This window comes from Paraburkholderia piptadeniae (assembly GCF_900007165.1).
GTDB lineage: Bacteria > Pseudomonadota > Gammaproteobacteria > Burkholderiales > Burkholderiaceae > Paraburkholderia > Paraburkholderia piptadeniae.
This window is the reverse complement of the sequence record NZ_CYGY02000012.1, coordinates 1-19242: the sequence shown is the minus strand read 5'-3', so window position 1 is coordinate 19242 and position 19242 is coordinate 1. Positions and strand designations below refer to the sequence as shown.

Annotated in this window: 16 protein-coding genes and 2 pseudogenes; 5 read left to right on the top strand and 13 right to left on the bottom strand. The window is 60.5% G+C overall.

The window, feature by feature from the left end; genetic code table 11:
- Positions 1 to 2: 2 nt before the first annotated feature.
- Positions 3 to 1259, bottom strand: coding sequence for a metallophosphoesterase family protein (locus BN2476_RS05915; RefSeq protein WP_087733254.1), 1257 nt, complete (start codon positions 1257 to 1259; stop codon positions 3 to 5).
- 283 nt (positions 1260 to 1542) lie between these two features.
- On the bottom strand, positions 1543 to 1689 hold the full coding sequence (locus BN2476_RS05910) for a CapA family protein (RefSeq protein WP_438942861.1): 147 nt from the start codon (positions 1687 to 1689) through the stop codon (positions 1543 to 1545).
- 174 nt (positions 1690 to 1863) lie between these two features.
- On the opposite strand from BN2476_RS05910, the pseudogene BN2476_RS47655 reads away from it, so the two are divergent.
- Positions 1864 to 2048, top strand: a pseudogene (locus BN2476_RS47655) (integrase); the annotation flags it as partial.
- A 231-nt stretch (positions 2049 to 2279) separates the two neighbouring features.
- Here the strand turns inward: BN2476_RS47655 and BN2476_RS05900 are convergent.
- Positions 2280 to 2468, bottom strand: a complete 189-nt coding sequence (locus BN2476_RS05900; RefSeq protein WP_087733253.1) for a hypothetical protein — start codon at positions 2466 to 2468, stop codon at positions 2280 to 2282.
- 401 nt (positions 2469 to 2869) lie between these two features.
- On the opposite strand from BN2476_RS05900, the pseudogene BN2476_RS49640 reads away from it, so the two are divergent.
- Positions 2870 to 3972 (top strand): annotated as a pseudogene (locus tag BN2476_RS49640) (D-alanyl-D-alanine carboxypeptidase family protein).
- An 83-nt stretch (positions 3973 to 4055) separates the two neighbouring features.
- Here the strand turns inward: BN2476_RS49640 and aspA are convergent.
- The 5 genes from aspA to BN2476_RS05870 all read right to left on the bottom strand — a co-directional run bounded on the left by aspA (position 4056) and on the right by BN2476_RS05870 (position 10057).
- Positions 4056 to 5474 carry an aspartate ammonia-lyase gene (gene aspA, locus BN2476_RS05890; protein ID WP_087733252.1) on the bottom strand — a complete coding sequence of 473 codons (1419 nt, stop codon included), beginning with the start codon at positions 5472 to 5474 and terminating at the stop codon, positions 4056 to 4058.
- 95 nt (positions 5475 to 5569) lie between these two features.
- Complete coding sequence (cuyB, locus tag BN2476_RS05885) at positions 5570 to 7030, bottom strand: cysteate racemase (RefSeq protein ID WP_087733234.1); 1461 nt, start codon at positions 7028 to 7030, stop codon at positions 5570 to 5572.
- Positions 7027 to 8304, bottom strand: a complete 1278-nt coding sequence (locus BN2476_RS05880) for a dicarboxylate/amino acid:cation symporter (protein WP_087733251.1) — start codon at positions 8302 to 8304, stop codon at positions 7027 to 7029. The genes cuyB and BN2476_RS05880 overlap by 4 nt, the downstream gene beginning before the upstream one ends.
- Positions 8305 to 8482: 178 nt before the next feature.
- Complete coding sequence (locus tag BN2476_RS05875) at positions 8483 to 9397, bottom strand: LysR substrate-binding domain-containing protein (protein WP_087733233.1); 915 nt, start codon at positions 9395 to 9397, stop codon at positions 8483 to 8485.
- 264 nt (positions 9398 to 9661) lie between these two features.
- Positions 9662 to 10057: a winged helix-turn-helix transcriptional regulator gene (locus BN2476_RS05870; RefSeq protein WP_087733250.1), complete on the bottom strand. Its 396-nt coding sequence runs from the start codon at positions 10055 to 10057 to the stop codon at positions 9662 to 9664.
- A gap of 93 nt (positions 10058 to 10150) precedes the next feature.
- Between BN2476_RS05870 and BN2476_RS05865 the strand changes: the two genes are divergently transcribed.
- A complete protein-coding gene (locus BN2476_RS05865) occupies positions 10151 to 10564 on the top strand; it encodes a DoxX family protein (RefSeq protein ID WP_087733232.1) in 414 nt (137 codons plus the stop codon).
- Between the two features lie 12 nt (positions 10565 to 10576).
- A complete protein-coding gene (locus BN2476_RS05860) occupies positions 10577 to 11320 on the top strand; it encodes an SDR family NAD(P)-dependent oxidoreductase (protein ID WP_087733249.1) in 744 nt (247 codons plus the stop codon).
- Positions 11321 to 11599: 279 nt separating this feature from the next.
- Here BN2476_RS05860 and BN2476_RS05855 read toward each other — a convergent pair whose 3' ends face one another.
- From BN2476_RS05855 to manD, 5 genes are read right to left on the bottom strand one after another with little or no spacing between them, the layout of a single operon-like run.
- A complete protein-coding gene (locus tag BN2476_RS05855) occupies positions 11600 to 12445 on the bottom strand; it encodes a GntR family transcriptional regulator (protein WP_087733231.1) in 846 nt (281 codons plus the stop codon).
- A 30-nt stretch (positions 12446 to 12475) separates the two neighbouring features.
- Positions 12476 to 13774, bottom strand: a complete 1299-nt coding sequence (locus BN2476_RS05850; protein WP_087733230.1) for an MFS transporter — start codon at positions 13772 to 13774, stop codon at positions 12476 to 12478.
- A gap of 57 nt (positions 13775 to 13831) precedes the next feature.
- Positions 13832 to 14869, bottom strand: coding sequence for an L-idonate 5-dehydrogenase (locus BN2476_RS05845; protein ID WP_087733229.1), 1038 nt, complete (start codon positions 14867 to 14869; stop codon positions 13832 to 13834).
- Between the two features lie 52 nt (positions 14870 to 14921).
- The gene (locus BN2476_RS05840) at positions 14922 to 16292 is read right to left on the bottom strand and encodes an MFS transporter (protein ID WP_087733228.1); all 1371 of its coding nucleotides are present in this window, start codon (positions 16290 to 16292) and stop codon (positions 14922 to 14924) included.
- Positions 16293 to 16331: 39 nt separating this feature from the next.
- Positions 16332 to 17540 (bottom strand): D-mannonate dehydratase ManD, encoded by a 1209-nt coding sequence (gene manD, locus BN2476_RS05835; protein ID WP_087733227.1) that lies wholly within the window; start codon positions 17538 to 17540, stop codon positions 16332 to 16334.
- A 94-nt stretch (positions 17541 to 17634) separates the two neighbouring features.
- Here manD and BN2476_RS05830 point away from each other — a divergent pair, with 94 nt between their 5' ends.
- Positions 17635 to 19104 carry a mannitol dehydrogenase family protein gene (locus BN2476_RS05830; RefSeq protein ID WP_087733226.1) on the top strand — a complete coding sequence of 490 codons (1470 nt, stop codon included), beginning with the start codon at positions 17635 to 17637 and terminating at the stop codon, positions 19102 to 19104.
- Positions 19105 to 19242: the final 138 nt, after the last annotated feature.

The window sequence follows — 19242 nt, the reverse complement described above, 5'->3', positions numbered from 1 at the left end:
GTTCAGTTCGCCTTCGCCACCTGTTCAACCAGCCCGGCGCGCACTGCACGCACCAGTCCCGTCAGTTCGCCGTTGCGCACATCGAAGAGCGCCGGCACCATCTCTTGCAGTTCGTGAGGCGAATGCGTCGCCAGCCCGATCAGCCGCTCTTTCAGCATCGCGAGAAACTCCGGATCGGACTCGGCTTCGACGAGCAGGTTATGCAGATCCGCGATGGCATCCGCGCGATCTAGCACGGCATTGCTATCGCCCAGCGGGCTCGTCTCGATGCGCACCTTCTCAAGCCACAGACGGTCATGGCTGAGACCCGCGATCTGCGCAAGCACTTCGACGCGCAATTGCGGCTCGAGTCCGAACAGCTCGCCATGCGCCGCAGTCATTCCCGTGACCGTCACGCGGACGGCATGCGGCACCGTCGCCGACGCCGATTCCGCGAGCATCTCCAGATGGCTACCAACCGCGCGCGCGACATCGTTGAGCGTCGCGCAAGCCGAGGCATCGACCTCCACCGCTTCCCAACGCAGCACATCGACGAAGAGGCGCTCGATTTCCATCTCGCCCGAATCGTCGACCGTCACCATGACGGCACCGCGACGCCCGGTCTCGCGGATATTGCGGCCTTGCAGATTGCCCGGGAATACGACCGTCGACCGGTCCTGCCACATCGCAAACTCGTGCACGTGCCCGAGCGCCCAGTAGTGATAGCCCTTGCCATGCAGTTCCGCCAGTGAACACGGCGCATAGCTCGCGTGTGCGGCATTGCCTTCGAGCGCCGTATGGAGCACGCCGATGTTGAAATAGCCCGATACAGGCGCCGGGTAGCCGGCGACGAGGTTCACGGTGGTCTCCCGTTCCCTGAAGCTATGGCCGTGCAACGCGACTTTCAGCGCGTCGATCCGGAACGTCTCCGCCTTGCGTGTCGAGAACGTGCGGACGTTCTCGGGCAGTTGCAGTTGCTTCGTCATCTCGCTTTCGGCGTCGTGATTGCCGAACAGGACGAACACGGGAATCTCTGCGCGTCGCAGCCGGCCCATCTCCCTGCAGAAAAAGATGCCCGTGTTGTGGTCCCGCCAGGTGCCGTCGTACAGGTCGCCCGCGATCACCATGAAATCGACGGATTCGTCGATGGCGGTCGTCACCAGCGACGAGAAGGCCTCGCGGGTCGAGTTACGCAGCATCTCCGCGGGCGCGTCCGCATAGGCACTCAAGCCGTGAAGCGGACTGTCGAGATGAATATCCGCTGCATGGATAAACCGCATGTTCACTCCCCGATTGAACGATTGGCCGTCGACGTGCACAGCCGTGGCCCGCCGATGCCGGACGTCGATTCTAAGCGAAACGCCAACCGCGTCGATGATAGTGATGTATCGGCACAAATCGGGCAGCAACCCCTCCCTGTCGACATCGCTTGTGATGCGCGCGCACGGTCCAGATCGACGCGGGCAGTCGCCATGATCGACGGCGAGTTGACGCACGCAATGGACGCAACGCAATCGAAATGCGGGGTTACCCGGACACTGTGGGAGGGGCCGGCGGCCGTCATCAAAGTGACGACGTGAAGCTGGCCGCGGCGTTCAAGACGGGCGCGTTGGCGGGATGCATGCGGTAGTGGATACCCTTTCTGGGCCATGCGTCCTCGCTGGATGTGACGGCCGTTTCGAGGTTGATGATGCGCGTGGCAGGACTCATGCGCTCCAGTTCCAGCAGCGTATCGCCTTAAACATAGCCGAACGGGACCTTCGGAAAAAAACCAATGTTCACGGTGATGCAAGTCGCCCAGGACGCCTTCAAGATAGTTTGCTGGCACTTCGGCGTCTAGAGTTCGGTGGCTGTACAGAAGCGCCTGCTACAATCGTCCCGCGCTCATCGCTCACGACCGACGATGCGATCGCGTACCGGGCGTTCCGGCGCCGGCCGCGCGATTCCGCCGAATGGCGGCCGTTCGCGCGCGGCCTGACGGTCCTCTCGCCGCGTATGCGCTCGCCGTGCTGCGCGCGCTCTTTGCGTGGCTCGTCGGCCACCACTACGTGATCATCAATGCGTTTGCCCGGCGTCGTGGTGCGCGGCGACACATCGAATTCTTGAGCGTTCGTGCAAGACAGGTTTGCGGCCCATGCTAACGCATTCAATGTCCACATCGACTGCGTCGTGCGAATCTCGATGCACAGTGCAGCCCATTCTCAGATGATTTTGGACGCAGCCGACCGGAGCACCATATTGCATGGCGCTTCCTGAATCGCTAGCCCTCTTTCATTGAGCGCCTGGGAGCGGACTCCGCATCAGCGTCTCGTAATGTTGACGGCCACGATCTCGTATCCGGGGTCGGCGTTCTCTTTCGCGACTTTGTTCGCTTCCTCATACGAGAGAAAGGACGTGGCTTCCTTAATCTCCGGTGCCATGCCGATATCGCCGTCCTCTGCGGTGCAGAGGTACTTCTCGCCAGTCTTCACGACGTAGACGGTCGTCATGTCTCCCTCCATGGCTTGCAGGGGAACTTCCAGTCTAGCAGGCCGGAAGGGCTCGCATCTGGAACGTCCTCGCGGAGGCGTTTCGCCCTCCGATTTTTTGTGCGTCATTTCATAATTCTGTTCGCAACCCATCAGTCGAATTGATGTGCCGTCATCCTTCAGCATCCCCGTCATAGCGGTTGGGTCACGGGCCATTTGCGGCCCTCTTCTAAAGGCAAAGCCTGGCATTAGACGCTTCACCACCCACATCGGCCGGTCAAGCTGAAACAGCTTTGATGGCTGCTCCCGGAATGCTTCACGTTCGGCGCCTCCGCATCTTGAAACAGACCGAGCGGCGCGGCGGGCGCGTAGACTGGCAAATCTCGTCTGTGTAGCCGGCATCTTGAGTTCGACATGGGTCCATGCGAGATCGGCATCATGCGGCGGGCCCTTTCCGCTTATCATGGCCGCCTTCCACCCGTCTATACAGGCTGTTCGCATTCCCTGCAGCACCCACGACAGGATGCGTCCACAGCGTGCGGTCTTACCACAACCTATTCACAACGCTTCAAACCTTGACGTCACGGCTATCAAACTCTCTTCTTCTGCTCTCGCTCACCGCGATAGGCATTGCATCGTGCCTCAGCGCACCAGGCGCAAGTGCTGCAGCACAACCACCGTATGACATTCATGCAGTGTCATGGATGTTAGTTGATGGCGAATCGGGCCAGGTACTGGTCGAACACAACGCGGACGCTGAGCGGCAGCCCGCATCGCTCACCAAACTTATGACAGCGTATATCGCGCTCGATGCCCTGAAGCGCGGGTCGGTGAGTTGGAACGAGAAAGTGGCTGTTGACGCGGCAGACATTGGTGAGGTCGGCGGCGACGAGGCAAGGATGTATCTGGTGCCGGGGCCGCAGGTACCTGTCAGAGATCTTGTTCAGGGTCTCATTGCCGCATCGGCAAACGATGCCGCCCTGGTGCTGGCCAGGCGCGTTGGCGGCTCGCCTGCCGGATTCGAGCAGCTGATGAACGACACCGCCCGAAAGCTCGGGATGGCCCACACCCACTCTTCAACGCCGTCGGGCATCACAACGCCTGGAAACTACTCGACCGCCCGCGACCTTTCCACCCTGGCCTTACGCCTGACCAAGGATTTCCCGGAGTACTACACCTTCTCATCCGAGCAGCACTTCGCCTATGGGAAGTTCGAAAAGCGGAACAAGAACTGGCTGCTCGGGAAGGACCCTCAGTCGACGGCATGAAGACTGGTCACACGCAGGCAGCCGGATATTGCATTGTTGCCACGGCAAAACGGAAGCAGAGCTCCCCTCCGATGATGCGTCGCGTGTTCGCTGTCGTCCTGGGCGCGCCCACGGCTAACGACCGTATAACGGGTGCAGGCAGCCTCCTGAATTATGCGTTCTCAGCGTACAAGGACTATCCCCTCACGGACGATGCGGGACATCATGTCGTTACGCGCATGGCCGAGCCAAAGCTGGTGCAGACCCGCAGCCCTTGAAGTCGTCAGCAGTTAAGGACGTGAGGTCGTAACATGCTCGCAGCCGGGGCGGACAGCGACCGGCCCCGGCGCCCGTCACCTGATCACCGCAAGACGATGGACTGTCTGGGCTGGGTCAGCATCGCTGGCTGAAGGATTTCATCCAGTTGTACCCGGGTGAGAAGGCCGCGCTCAATGACAATTTCCGCGACGCCCCGGCCGGAAACGAGTGCCTGCTGCGCGACCTGGGTTGCATTCACATATCCGATGTAGGGGTTCAGCGCAGTCACAATGCCGATCGAGTTCTCGACGAGTGACTGCAGTCGCTCACGGTTCGCGGTAATGCCGTCCACGCATTTTGATGCCAACGTCAGGCATCCCGCCCGAAGATGCGCGACGCTCTTGAAGAGACTGTGCGCGATAACCGGCTCAAACGCGTTCAGCTGCAACTGACCCGCTTCTGCTGCGAAACTGACCGTCACATCGTTACCGATCACCTCGAACGCAATCTGGTTCATCACTTCCGGGATAACCGGGTTCACCTTGCCCGGCATGATGCTGGAACCCGCCTGAACGGGAGGGAGGTTGATTTCCCCAAAGCCGGCCCGTGGACCACTGGAGAGCAACCGGAGGTCATTGCAGACCTTCGAGAGTTTGACGGCTACGCGCTTCAGCACACCCGACAATTGCACGAACGAGCCGACGTCCTGTGTTGCCTCAACGAGATTCGGCGAAGTGGTGACGGGAATTCCCGTGACCGAAGCAAGGTGACGGCATACAAGAGGCGCGTACTCAGGCGACGTGTTGATACCGGTGCCGATCGCGGTCGCCCCCAGATTGATTTCGCAGATCAGCTTTGATGCCTCCATCAGGTGATCTTCGTCTTCGCCCAGCATCACGGCAAAGGTACTGAACTCCTGGCCCAGCGTCATTGGCACCGCGTCCTGCAGCTGCGTCCGCCCCATCTTGAGGTCGTTTCTGAACTCCTCCGCCTTTCGTTCGAACGAGGCACGCAGCACACCCATTGCATGGACGAGCTGCACGATACCCATGTAAGCAGCAATTTTGAGTGCAGTCGGATAAACGTCGTTGGTACTTTGTCCCAGATTGACGTCCTCGTTAGGGTGCAAAGCTGCATAGTCGCCACGCTGACAACCGAGGTACTCGAGCGCGAGATTGGCAATGACCTCGTTGGCATTCATGTTCGTGGACGTGCCGGCGCCGCCCTGAATAACGTCGACCACGAACTGGTCACGCGCCACGCCCTGACGAATCGCCTGGCAGGCCTGCACGATGGCCTTCAGTTTGTGCTCCGGCAGCAGGCCCAGCTCGTGATTGGCGAGTGCTGCCGCCTCCTTGACGCTGGCAAGCGCGTTGACCAGATTCGGGTACGTCGAAATAGGAATGCCCGTAATCGGGAAATTCTGGAGCGCGCGCAGGGTATGGACGCCGTAATACGCCTCCTGCGGAACCGGCAGATCGCCAAGAAGATCGTGCTCGATACGGTGAGTCGAAACTGATATTTGATGCTCCAAAGGAAATGGCCAGACCGATGGCGCGCCCGGTCCGTTTTTTCGAACCGGGCGACGAAAGCTTTTGGTGGCGAGCCGGTGTCAGCTCAGTTGGTGGCGCCGCCCTTCGCGTAAGCAATGCATTGCCTCGCGAGGACTTCAGTCGGGTCAACCAGTTGCACGCGCCCGCCGTTACGGCCGACGAATTCGCCAGCCGGGAGGAGGATGGGGAGCTCTGTGCATCCAAGGAGGATCACTTCAACGCCCTCTGCAATCAGTCCCTCGACTGCTGCGATGATGTCTTCCTGACATTGACCGGTCGTGAAACCTGCCTTGACGCCGTTCTTTCCGTAGATGGCGTCCATCACATGCGCCTGCAAAGCGGCGCCAGGGGCAATCTGGTGCAGGCCCTGCGATTCGAGAGCCTTCTGGTAGACACCGCTGCCGATCGTGCCTGATGTGGCCAGCACGCCGACATCGCGCAAGCCGGGAAAGGAATCACGCAGGTAGCGCACCGTGACGGTGAGCATGTTGACGATAGGTATTCCGAGATACGGCTGGATCCGGTCAACGAACGCATGTGCAGTGTTGCAGGGGATTGCGATGATGTCTGCGCCACCGTCTTCCAGTTTTTTGCACGTGGCGTAGAGCGAGACGGTCGGGTCCAGCCCTTCACTGATCAGGTTTTCTGTTCGGTCGGGAATCTGCGGATTCTGTTCGACCAGAAGCTTGATGTGGTCCTGGTCGCGCGACGCCGGCGTATGACGAACGACCTTGTTAAGGAAGTCGACCGTCGCCGCAGGGCCTACACCGCCCACCACGCCGACCTTGAAAACCGGGGCAGGTGAACCAGGACGGCCAGACACGACATACTGCGCATACGCCATGTTGGTATCGACAAGTGGCACCTGCAACTGACCGATTTCCTCGGCGACGAGGGCGATCTCCGTCATGCCCGGCACGATGACGTCGACGCCCTGATCCATGAGGCTCTCACACGCAGCGCGCAGCAGCGCAACAGGGCGGCCACGGAGATTACCGCTCTTGATACCGTTAGAGCCATAGACGGCTTCGGTTACCGTATCGGTATCGCCGGCAGTACTCGGATGCACGACCTCGAATTCGGGAGCGATGAAATACCGTTCAAAGAGGCGCTTTTCACGGACGTAATCGGATGCGAGCACGCCGATACGCTTCGCGTCGGGGAACTTTCGCTGCACGTAACTGCGAACCGCTTCGACAATATCGACAATAGGCAGGCTCGTATTTGCTTTCAATTCGTCGATAAACGTGTGACTCAGAAAACAGGGAAGCACGACCATCGTTACCCCGCGCTTCTCGAAATCCCGGATCATGTCGAAGATGTAGAGTTTGCGCTCCGTCGTTGCAGTACTGCCCGCCCCCGCCCCCTTGAACGGGCGCTGCTCGAAGATAACCTCGGCATGCTCGGCGTCGGAGGATGCAGGCGTCGCCTTCACGATCTTGAAGAACACATCGGCACTTGCCAGCGGGCCCAATCCTCCGACTACGCCCAGCTTGCGCCGGCTTTCAGCCACCGTCGCGCTCATCGTGCACCGGCCTCCACCTGCTCAAAGGAGGCGTCCGTCGACTTTGCTTCGCGTGCAGCTTCCCATTTCGCGATGACAGCAGTCGCAACGCTATTGCCAATCACGTTGGTCATCGTGCGACCCATATCGAGAATCTGGTCGATCGCCAGGACCAAAGCCACGCCGGCGACAGGCAGATGAAACATCGGCGCGACAGCCGCAACGACGACCACCGACCCGCGCGGCACACTTGCCATTCCCTTGCTGCTCAACATCAGAATCAGCAACATGAAGATCTGTTGCGACACTGGCATCTGGACGCCAAAGGCCTGGGCAATGAAGATCGCTGCGAACGCCTGATACATCATCGAACCGTCGAGATTGAATGCGTAGCCCAGCGGCAACGTGAAGCCGACCACTTTCTTGTCGACGCCGAACTTTTCCAGTTGCTCGGTGAGTCGCGGATATGCGGCCTCGCTGCTTGCCGTCGAGAATGCAATCATCGCGGGTTCACGGACTGCCTTCAGCAGACTACCCACCTTGCGTCCGAGAAAAGCGTAGCCGATTGCGATGAGGATTGCCCAGAGGACCAGCAGCCCGAGGTAGAACGACCCGATGAGCTTGCCGTAGGTGTAGATCACGTCAAGGCCACGCAGCGTCACGGACGAGGCGATGGCACCAAAGACACCAAGCGGCGCAGCACGCATGACGTAGTTCGTAAGCCGAAGCATCACAGGGACCATTCCGTCTATCGCCTGGATGACGATGCCGACGCGCGAGTCGCGCTTGAGTGCACTAAGGCCGACGCCAAGGAAAAGTGAGAATACGAGAATCTGCAAGATGTCATTGCGCGCCATCGCATCCAGCAGGCTTGTCGGGAATGCGTGCGTGATGACGTCCTTGACGTTCAGTGCCGCCGTGTTGAGCCCCGTATTCGCTTCGCTGGAACTCTCAGTCAGATGCAGACCTGCACCGGGTTCCAGCGCGTTGGCCATGACGAGCCCGAGCGCCAGAGAGATGAGTGATGCGCTGATGAACCATCCGACCGAGCGAAGCCCGATCCGCCCTACATCGTCGCCGCTATCCATTCCTGCCAGCCCCGACACGAGTGTGACGAAGACCAGCGGCGCGATGATCATCTTGATCAAACGCAGGAAAATATCCGTGACAATCGAGAAGTAGCCGGCAACCGCTTTCAGCGTGGCGGGGTCAGCAATGTTCGTGTGGCATGCGTACCCAGCTCCGACTCCAAGGAGCATGGCTACCGCGATGCTCAGGGTAAGGCGATTCTTCATGGTCATCCGTCCTGTAGCGGCGTGGACGATGGAAGGTGACGGCCACGCGCGGGAGAAGAAATGAAAGCGGCGCTGGGAGCGGCACTTTCACCGTAGAACGGATGGTAGGGACGTTCAAAAAAACGCTGATGCTGTTACGACATGCGCTCATGCGAAATTCGCATAAGGCGGGAAAACCCTATTCCAGCGTGGCGGAGCCGGCGCGCAGGTGATGCCAGAGCGTATCCAGGAATTCGCTGCGATTCGTTGCATCACGATATGCGCGCAGTTCCACCTGCAGGTGCCAGCTCGCTGGCCCTGCCGGGACGAGATCGCCATCGGCAAGCTCTTTCGTAATCGTGCTCCTGGGGAGCCAGGCCACGCCTTCCCCCTCCATTACGAGTTTCTTCAGAACTTCCGCCATGTCGGACTCATAGTGCAGTCGCAACGACAGCGCGTCCGATGCCTTCTTCAACAGCAGCGCCTGGCAACGTCCGAAGTAACTTGTTTCGGTGTAGGAGATAAGGGGCAGCGGACGTTGCTTGGTCCCCGGCAGGCGGAACTTGGGAGCCGAACGCTCGTTTGACCTGCTGGTTGGCATCAGGGTATCGAGACCAACGGTGAGATGCTCGTACCTCGCGGCGTCGAGATGGAGGGGGAGCTCCGGATGATGATAGGCAAACATCAGCTCGCAATTGCCGTTCACGAGCATGAGAATCGAGTCGTGGACGTTCGTCGGAATTACGCGCGCCCGTACCTCACCGAATTGGGGCGCGAGCGCTTTGAGCCATGTCGGAAGGAAATTCAGGGCTATCGTGTGTCCCGCGCAAATCTGCAGACTCTTGCCCGCGATGCGCTGTTCGGTGCGGATGATGGCCCGCGTATCGAGAAGCCGGGCAAGAACATCGTCGGCGACTTCGCGAAACAGTTGACCGGCGGGAGTCAGGACGGGAGGAAAGCTGCTGCGGTCGATCAGGTCAGCGCCGACCCATTGCTCGAGTGACTGGATTCTGCGGCTGAACCCGGACTGCGTGACATTACGAAATTCAGCGGCTCGGGAAAAGCTCTGGTACTGCGCAAGAGCGATGAAATCTTCAATCCATTTGATTTCCATGTTGGCCTTCGGACCGTGTTCGGAATCGTCGATTTTAGCCGTACAGTGACCATGCGGATCGCTTCGGCTGCAGATGCCAGCTCACCGATTTGCGCCTGCTTGTGGCCGCGTCCGCGATCGCTTGGTCGGACCGCGACCGATGTGCCCGCCTCCGCAGGCTTAATCAGCATACGGTGAATCTGCAGACGACTTATGTCCATTGGAGCCGTTCGAACTGCTCAACGCGGTTGCGCTGATCGTCTGGCGACGTCGCTAGCGCCATTGTCATCCCACCTTTGACCTGGGCGCTTTGGCTGTTCGCCCACGCGAAGTGGGCTTTACCGGCACGCTCCGTCCATACTCATTCCACCAGGCCGTTAGTGCCTCCATCGTGGGTCCAAGCCCGCGGGCCTTCTGCGTGATCTCGTACTCGACGCGCGGGGGTACTTCCGCGAATACGGTGCGCGACACCAAGCCATCCGCTTCCAGTTCGCGAAGCTGCGCTGTCAGCATGTGCTGTGTGATGCCGGGAATGGCTTTTCTTAGTTCGCCGAAGCGATAGATCCGCTGGTTGAGCAGCCACATTATTTCGAGCTTCCATTTGCCGGAAAGGAGCGCGAAGGCACGCCGCATTTCGTCGTGCATGTTGATCCCGTCATCGCTATTGGTCTGGTTTTCCATACTAAGTGCCATTTTTTCATCCTACTTGCGAGATTTCATCTTACGCGACATTCTCATGCCAAGTCGACTGGATGACTTGCAAAGGAAAACTTCATGCTTGAGAACTATGCATATTGGATCAGCACAGCACTGTTGTCGCTGTTGTATCTGGTCTCCGTTCACCTGTACGTGACCAAACGAGACTTGGTGAAGCAGGCCCAAATCGCGCTGGGCTACTCCGCCGATCATCTAGTGCCCTTCATGATCGTCGTGAAGATCCTGGGCCTTGTCGCCATTCTCTCGCGGCTGAGTGTTCCCCTCAGTGATTTCGCCTATGCCGGCATTTTTTATCACCTGATCTTGTCTGGCATGGCACATCTCGGCGTGCGCAATCCGAAGGCGGCCGTGCCAGCAGTCGTGGGCCTGGTGCTCCTCGCCATCTCATTCGCCACCCAAAACGCTGCTCGACAGGTTCCGTCGCCCTATGCGCCGAGCCTGACGCAGCCAATCCACCAAAGCTTCAACTGAATGGAGATGTATATGGGCCGACTTAACGGAAAAGTAGCTATCGTCACGGGCGCCGGTCGAGGCATCGGTCGCGCTACCGCTAAGCTGTTCGCAGCGGAAGGCGCAAAAGTAGCGGTTCTTTCGTTCACCCCCGCCAATGTGGATACCGTTGTCGCGGAGATCAAGGCATCCGGCGGCACGGCTCTTGGCGTGCCATGCGACATCAGCGACGCCGAACAAATCAAGGTGGCGGTGGAAAAGGTCGTCGAAACCTACGGCGGCATTGACATTCTCGTGAACAACGCCTTCGACCCCACCGCGCCCTTCTCGTCCATCATCGACCTTTCGGTGGAACAGTTGCAGCGCAATTTCGAGGTCGGCCCGATTGCCTATCTGCGCACGATGCAAGCCACCTATCCCTACCTCAAGGCGAGCGGTGAAGGCCGGGTCATCAATTTTGGCTCGATGGCGGGCGTGGTGGGCCTCGCGGGTTATGGCCCGTACAACATGGCGAAAGAGGCGGTGCGCGCCCTGACGCGAACTGCAGCGAAAGAATGGGGCGCCGATAAGATCACGGTGAACAACGTCCTACCGGTCGCTGAAACATGGGCTAAGGACGTCAACGTGCCCGCGCCGACCAATCCGCTTGGCCGCTATGGATCGCCGGACCATGACATCGCGCCCGTTGTCCTTTTCCTGGCGAGCAAGGATGCGCAGTTCCTGACCGGTTACAGCCTCACCCCTGACGGAGGCTCGATCATCGACAGCGCACGCTAATCCACGAGGGCGCGCTCACCTTTCTGCATGACCGCACGGGGTCCTGGAATGTCACGTTGTCTCGAAGGCAAGTCTCTTCGGCTACCACATTTTCGATGCGCTCGTATGAGCATCGAAACCGCACCGGCCAAATTGCAAGCTCGATGGGCGAGAACCGATATCCGTAGAGAAATGATCGGTTCCTTGGCTTGACGTAGAAGTGTAAGGCCCGCGCTGTACAAGACCCCGTGCCATCGATCGCAATAAGAGGAGCAATCAGTCCCCGCGGAGCAAAAAGCGCTAGAGCATCAGTCTCACCGCCTCTGGCTCGTCTGGTTCGAACCAGTCCGGATTCAGTTGCGCCACCGGCCCGAGCGACACCAAAATCTCTCGCAGATGCGCACGCATCGCGTTTTCCGCAGCGTCGGGATCGTGCGCCTTCAGCCCGCTTACGATCAGCGCATGCTGCTTGATCAGCAGATCCAGCGGCGACACTTCATGCAGGCTCAGATAGCGCACCCGGTCCATCTGCGCCTTGATGTCCTGGATCGTCTCCCACGCCGCAACGCAATCGATGGACTGAGCGATCAGAAAGTGAAACTGCTCGTCGCAGGCGAGAAACGCGGCCGTGTCGTTAAGCCTGGCGGCTGCCTTCTGCTCACGCAGATTCGCGGCAAGCTCCGCCAGTTGAGCATCGGTGATGGCGTCGGCGGCCTTGCGCACGACGGCAGCCTCGATCGCCTCGCGAATGAAACGCCCCTCGCGTACCTTGCGCGGGGAAATCCGCTTCACGAACGTGCCGCGCTGAGGCAACACCTGCAGCACGCCGGCCTCGACGAGCTTAATGAACGCTTCGCGTACGGGTTGACGGGACACCTGAAACATCTCCGACACCTCTTTCTCCGAAAGCGGTGTGCCGGGCGCGAGCAGGCCGGTAAAAATCGCCTCACGCAACGAGCGGAAGATCTGCTTGCCGATCGGCTCGTGCGATTCGACGGACAAACCCGCCAGCGCGCCGCGCAGCGGCGTTTTCTGCTCGCCGGACACCACGCGTGCGCGACTCGCGGCAGGTGGTGCAACGGTCAGCGCGCCGGTTCCTTTCTCGCGCCGCGACGCGGCCTTCGGGCTTGCAATTTTCGTGTCCATACCGGGTAATCGAAGACTGATATCGCAAAACTACCATACTAGTTTACGCTCTGCCGGCTCTTTTTGCGATCTGGGCTCGCGGATGAAAACAAGCGCACACAGCGCGCCGATCACGGCAATCGCCCCCGCCAGCACAAACGCGCTGCCGTAAGCGCCGTGCGTCGCCTGCACGATGAAGCCGGTCACGGCTGGTCCAATCACCCCCGCGAGATTGGCGAGCAAATGCACGAACCCGCCGACGCCGCCCACGTTCTCACGGCGCACTGTGTCCTGAATCACCGCCCAGTAGACGGAACCCGTGACATACAGGAAGAAGATCGACACCGACATCAGCGCCACCGCGCCCTGCATGCTCTGCACGCGTCCGGCGAACCCGACGCACACGGCCGCCGCGCCGAGACAAACCGACAGCACGATCCGGCGCGACAACAACGGCTTACCAGTCAGACGCAGGATGAAATCGGTGATGAAACCGCCTGCCGCGAGTCCAATACTGCCGAGCACCCACGGGATTACCGTAGCAATGCTCATGTCGCGCAGCGACATATGATGGGCTTCCGTCAGATAGGTCGGAAACCACGACAGGAAAAAGAACAGCACGTAGTTGTAGGAGAAGAACGCGAGCGCGGTCGCCAGAATGATCGGTTGCTTCAGGTAGAAGCTGAGTCCCGTCTTCTTGCCCGCAGGCGCATGTTCCATCGACGAAACCTGCTGCTGGCCCGAGACGATCAGATCGAGTTCGGCCGGCTTCACACGACTGTTCTGCCGCGGATGCTCGGTCGTGGTCATCGACCAGAGCACGAGCCACGCGAGGCCGAACACCATGATCGCGACGAACGCCCAGCGCCATCCGAACTGGATCGCCATATAGCCGACGACGGGGCCCGCGAGTGCGCCGCCGAGCGGCGTACCCGAGCTGATGACGCCGATTGCGCTCGCCACTTCGCGGCGTGGAAACCAGTTGTTCACCATTTTGCTGTTCGACGAGCTGAACGGCCCTTCGCCCATGCCGAACAACACGCGCAGCACGATCAGGGAAACGATCCCGCTCGCGAGCGCCGTCGCGCCGCAGAAGATCGACCAGACACCCATCGCGCCGCCAAACACTTTCTTCGCGCCGAATTCGTCGGAAGCCACGCCGCCGATGAAATTGAACAGCGCATAGCCGATGAAGAAGCTGCTGAACACGATGCCCATCTGCGCATGCGAGAAGTTCAGGTCTTTCTGGATCAGCGGCGCGGCAATCGAGAGCGCCGCGCGGTCGAGGTAATTGATGACGCCCGCGAGAAACAGCAGGCCGACGACGAACCATCGCTGGCTCTTGATCATGGTGTATGTCTCCAGTGCTCCGCCTCTTTGTGTGTCCGGGCGGTTCATGTGGAAAGGTTAGTCGAAGTGCAGATGGACCTTCATCGATTGGATGCGGTCATGCGCGACTTCGAAAGCGCGGTTGGCTTCTTCGAGCGAGAATGCGTGCGTCATCAGCGGGCGCAGATCGATCTTGTGCGCACCGAGTTCTTCGGCGGCGACGGCGTATTCGTCGGTGAAGCGGAACGAACCCTGATACCGAAGCTCTTTCGACATCACGAGATTCGCCGCCACGGGCGATTGTCCCGCCGGTAGATTGCCGACCTGAATGACCGTGCCGCCCGCGCGCGCGGTGCGTAATGCCGTATCGAGCCCAGCCGTACTGCCCGACGCTTCCAGCACCACATCGAAAGTGCCGCGCTGCTGCGCCCATTGATCGATGCGTGCGTGATCAGTGGCGAGCACGGTTTCGTCGGCGCCGAGTGTCGTCGCCATCTGCAACGCTTTCTCCGCGAGATCGAGCGCAACGATCCGGTGCGCGCCCGCACGCTTCGCCACCGCGAGCAGAATGCAACCGATCGGTCCACAACCCACCAGCAGCACCTTCGCTCCGACGAGCGACCCGGCGAGACGCAGCGCATGCAGCGCCACCGCGAGCGGCTCGGCCATCGAGGCCTCCGCGAAGTCGAGTCCGTCCGGCACGGGCACGCACTGATGCGCACTCACCGCAATGAACTGGCGGAACATGCCTTGCATATGTGGAAACGTCGATGCGCTGCCCATGAAGCGCATGTTCAGGCAATGATTCGGCATGCCCTTGACGCAGTACCTGCAGGTGCCGCAGTTGAGTCCGGGATTCACGGCAACACGTTGCCCGACCGCGAGACCGCTCACGCCTTCGCCGAGCGCCGCGACTTCACCCGCGACTTCATGGCCCAGCACGAACGGTTCGCGCACCGCAAAGTCGCCGCTCTTGCCCTTGAAGTAGTACGAGAGATCCGAGCCGCAGATGCCGCCGGCACGCACGCGAATCTGGACCTGACCGGCTTGCGGTTGAGGCGCATCGAGTTCGTCGATGAGGAGTTTCTTCGGTTCGTGAAGAACGGCTGCAAACATGGTCGTGGTCCTGTATCGAGGTGTTGCCGTATCGGCGTGCTCAGCGGTGCGCTCAGTGGCGCGCAGCGAATGCGGCGGAAGCGTGCGTTTCGCGCAAGGCCGCGTCGCGTTGCGGCGCGCCCCAGTCATGGAGATCGCCGCCGCGTCGCGCGGGAGCGGTTTCGGGCAGAAGGAAAAGGCAGACGGCCGAGATGATTCCGAGCAGCGCCACATAGATGACAAGCCCAATCGAATTGCCGTGCGTCGCCTGAATCACCTTGACCGCGACGAGTCCCAGCACGCCGCTGCCTATCAGCGATCCGATCTGCCAGATGAGCGCAATGCCGCTGCATCGAACGCGCGCCGGAAACAGCTCGGGGAAAAGCGACGCCTGAGGCGCATAGCACAGGCTGTGACCAACCGAGATCGCGAGAATCATCGCCGCCTGAATTGCGAGGCGGTTGCCACTGTCGACTGCATGAAACAACGGTACGACGAGCAGCACTTGCAGCACCGCGCCCGCGATGAAAGTCGTGCGCCGGCCAATGCGGTCCGATAGCGCGCCCGCCATCGGAATCGCGAGCAGCTCGAGTACCACGGCAACGATAATCGTCTGCAGCAGCAGGCTTTCGCTGATGTTGTGCGCACGTCCGTAGGCGAGCACGATCATCGTGTACATCGCGAAGGTGCACGCCTCGATCAGCTTTGCGCCGACGCCTTTCACGATAGTCGGTCCGAACTGTTTGACCACCTCGACGACCGGCCGCGACTCGACTGCCTCGGTCTCGCGGATGCTGGCGAAAATCGGCGATTCTTCCGTGCGCAGCCGGATATACAGGCCCACCACGACCAGCACGATGCTGCCCAGAAACGGCAGGCGCCAGCCCCAGTCCATCAGTTGCGCATGCGTGAGCGTTGCACTCAGCAACGCGAAGAGACCGGACGGAATCAGAAAGCCTGCCGGCGCGCCGAGCTGCACGAGACTCGCAAAAAAGCCGCGTTCGCGAGGTGGCGCATACTCCGCCGTCAGCAACACCGCGCCCGCCTGTTCGCCGCCGACGCCGAAACCCTGCAGCACGCGAATCAGGATCAGCGAGGCAGGCGCCCAGATGCCGATCTGCGAATAGTCGGGCAACAGGCCGATCACGAACGTCCCAAGCCCGACAATCAGGATCGTGACGATCAGCGCCTTCTTGCGTCCGATGCGATCGCCGAAATGCCCGAACACGATGCCACCAAGCGGCCGCGCCACGAAGCCCACGGCATAGGTTGCGAATGCCGCGAGCGTGCCGATCAACGGATCGCTCGACGGGAAGAACTTCGCGCCGAACACGAGCACCGCGGCCGTGCCGTATACGAAGAAATCGTAGTACTCGGCGGCGGTTCCGATTGTCGATGCAGCCGCTACGCGTCGCAACATCGCACTGGTTTTCTTGTCTGCCATGCCTGTCTCCTGGCCGTCGTTCTATCTATCGATGGGGGCTTACCAGTTCCACAGCGTGCCGTCTTCGAGCCGCGCAACGGGCAGATACGCCGGGTCGTAGGGATAGCGCGCGGCCACTTCCTCATCGATATCGACGCCGTGACCCGGTGCCTCGCCCGGATGCATCATGCCGCGATCGAAGGTCCACGCATGGGGGAACACGTCGAGCGCTTCCTTCGGGAAACCCATGTATTCCTGCACGCCGAAATTGGGCACCCACAGGTCGAAGTGGAGCGCCGCGCCCATGCAGACAGGCGACAGATCCGACGGGCCGTGACAGCCCGTGCGCACCTGATAAAGTGAAGCGAAGTCGGCGATGCGCTTCAGGTGTGTGATGCCACCTGCGTGCGTCAACGTCGCGCGGATGTAGTCGATCAACTGCTCTTCGATCAGTTGCTTGCAGTCCCAGATGCTGTTGAACACCTCACCGACTGCAATCGGCGTGACCGTGTGTTCGCGGATCAGACGGAAGCCCGCCTGGTTTTCAGCGGGCGTCGGGTCTTCCATCCAGAAGAGCCGATAAGGTTCGACGGATTTGCCCAGGCGCGCTGCTTCGATGGGCGTGAGACGGTGATGCACGTCGTGCAGCAGGTGGGTAGTGAAGCCAAACTTGTCGCGCACGGCTTCGAAGAGCTTCGGCACGAAGTCCAGATACTTTTCCGATGACCAGCTTTGCTCCTCGACGGCACCTTTGGTCGCGGGCTCATACATGCCGGAGCCCTTCGAGACGCCATAGACCGAACGCATGTTCGGCACGCCGCACTGGATGCGGATCGCCTTGTAGCCGGCTTCAATGTGCTCTTCATAGCGGTCGAGCGCCTCGGGAATATCACACCCGGTCGCGTGGCCGTACACCATCACGCCTTCACGCGACGCACCGCCCAGCAGCCGGTACAGCGGCAGGTTCGCCACTTTGCCGAGAATGTCCCACAGCGCCATGTCGACAGCGGCGATTGCAGTCATCGTTACCGGGCCGCGGCGCCAGTACGCGCCCTTGTAGAGAAATTGCCAGATATCTTCGATGCGTCCCGGATCGCGCCCGATGAGTAACGGGCAGACATGGTCCTTGAGATACGACGCCACCGCGAGTTCGCGGCCATTCAACGTGGCGTCTCCGATGCCGTGGACGCCCTCGTCCGTCACCACCTTGAGTGTGACGAAGTTGCGGCCGGGACACGTGACGATCACATCGGCGCGGACGATTTTCATGGGGATTTCCTTGAGTCGCATTCGATGGAACTGATGCTACCATACAAGTATATTTAATCGTCAACAACGGGTTTTCCCGCGCTTCGGACCAGACATGACCGACAGACCATCGCTTTGCCGTAGTGCCCTCGACTCATTGAACGATCACATGCTCGGGCCGGCATGGCGCGATCCGCGCATCGGCATCGTTCATCTGGGGATTGGTAACTTTCATCGCGCGCACGAGGCCGTTTATACGGAGGAAGCGATGCTCGCGGCAGGCGGCGACTGGGGCATCTGCGGCGTGACGTTGCAGGGCGACGTGGGCAAGCGCGACGCGTTGATGGCGCAGGACGGCTTGTATAGCGTGGTGGAACGCGGACCCGAAGGCGTGCGCGTCACGGTGATTCGCGCGCTCAAGGAAGTGCTCGCAATGCCACACGATCGCGCGCGTCTGTTCGAATTGCTCGTCGATGAAAATGTGCGGATCGTCTCGCTGACGGTCACAGAGAAAGGCTACTGCCGCGATACGCGAACGGGCGATGTAGACCTGAGCCACGAAGGAATCACGCACGATCTGGCGCATCCTGACAAACCGTCGACTGTACCAGGCATTCTCACCGCTGCGCTCGGGCAAAGACGCGACGCCGGCACGCCGCCTTTCACCGTGCTGTCATGCGACAACCTCTCGCACAACGGTGCCGCACTAAAGCAGGCGGTCGCGTCGTACGCACGCGTACTCGACGAGGAACTCGCCGACTGGATTGACTCACATGTGGCGTTTCCGTCGACGATGGTGGACCGCATCGTGCCCTCAACCACCGATGCGGAACGCGACGCCGCGCTGAGCGCATTGAATTTTCACGACGCCGTGCCCGTGCCGTGCGAGCCGTTTCGACAATGGGTGATCGAGGATCGCTTTCCGGCAGGACGCCCCGCGTGGGAGCGAGTCGGCGCGCAACTCGTCGACGACGTGATGCCATTCGAAGTCGCCAAGCTGCGCATGCTCAACGGGACGCATTCGACGCTCGCGTATCTCTCGATGCTCGCTGGCTTCTCGACGATCGATGAAGCAATCGGCCATCCACCTCTGAGAACTCTGGTCCACGCGATGATGACGGAGGAAATCGCGCCGACGCTCGACGTCCCGCCCTCGTTCGATGTGCTCGCCTATCGAGATGCGTTGCTCGCACGCTACGCAAACACGGCACTCAAGCATCGCACCGCGCAGATTGCGATGGATGGCAGTCAGAAGATCCCCCCTCGGCTGCTTGCAACGATCGAGGCGCGTATGAACGCGGGACAATCGATCGAACGGTTGACACTGGCCGTTGCAGCGTGGCTCGTGTTCCTGCGCGGGCACGCCGATGATGGCACGCGCTACGAAATCAACGACCCGATGGCTGCGCGCCTGAGTGCAGATGTCCCCACCGACCCGGAACAACTCATCGAAACCATGCTGTCGGTCAAGGAGGTGTTCCCGCCTGAACTGGCGAATCACGACGTTTTCCGGCGACAGCTGGTGCAGGCTGTCCGGCTCATCCAGCACGGGGCACTACAAGCCATTGCGATTGAGCGCGGCTAACGTGGCGTGGCCTCTTTCGCTAGTCAACGGCGCACGGCCATCCATCGCTACGGAGATATCGCTCCACGCCGCGAAGGTCGTGCAGGGTGTACAGATTCCGTCGGGAAACCGACATTCAACGGTTCTGTCGCAGTAAGA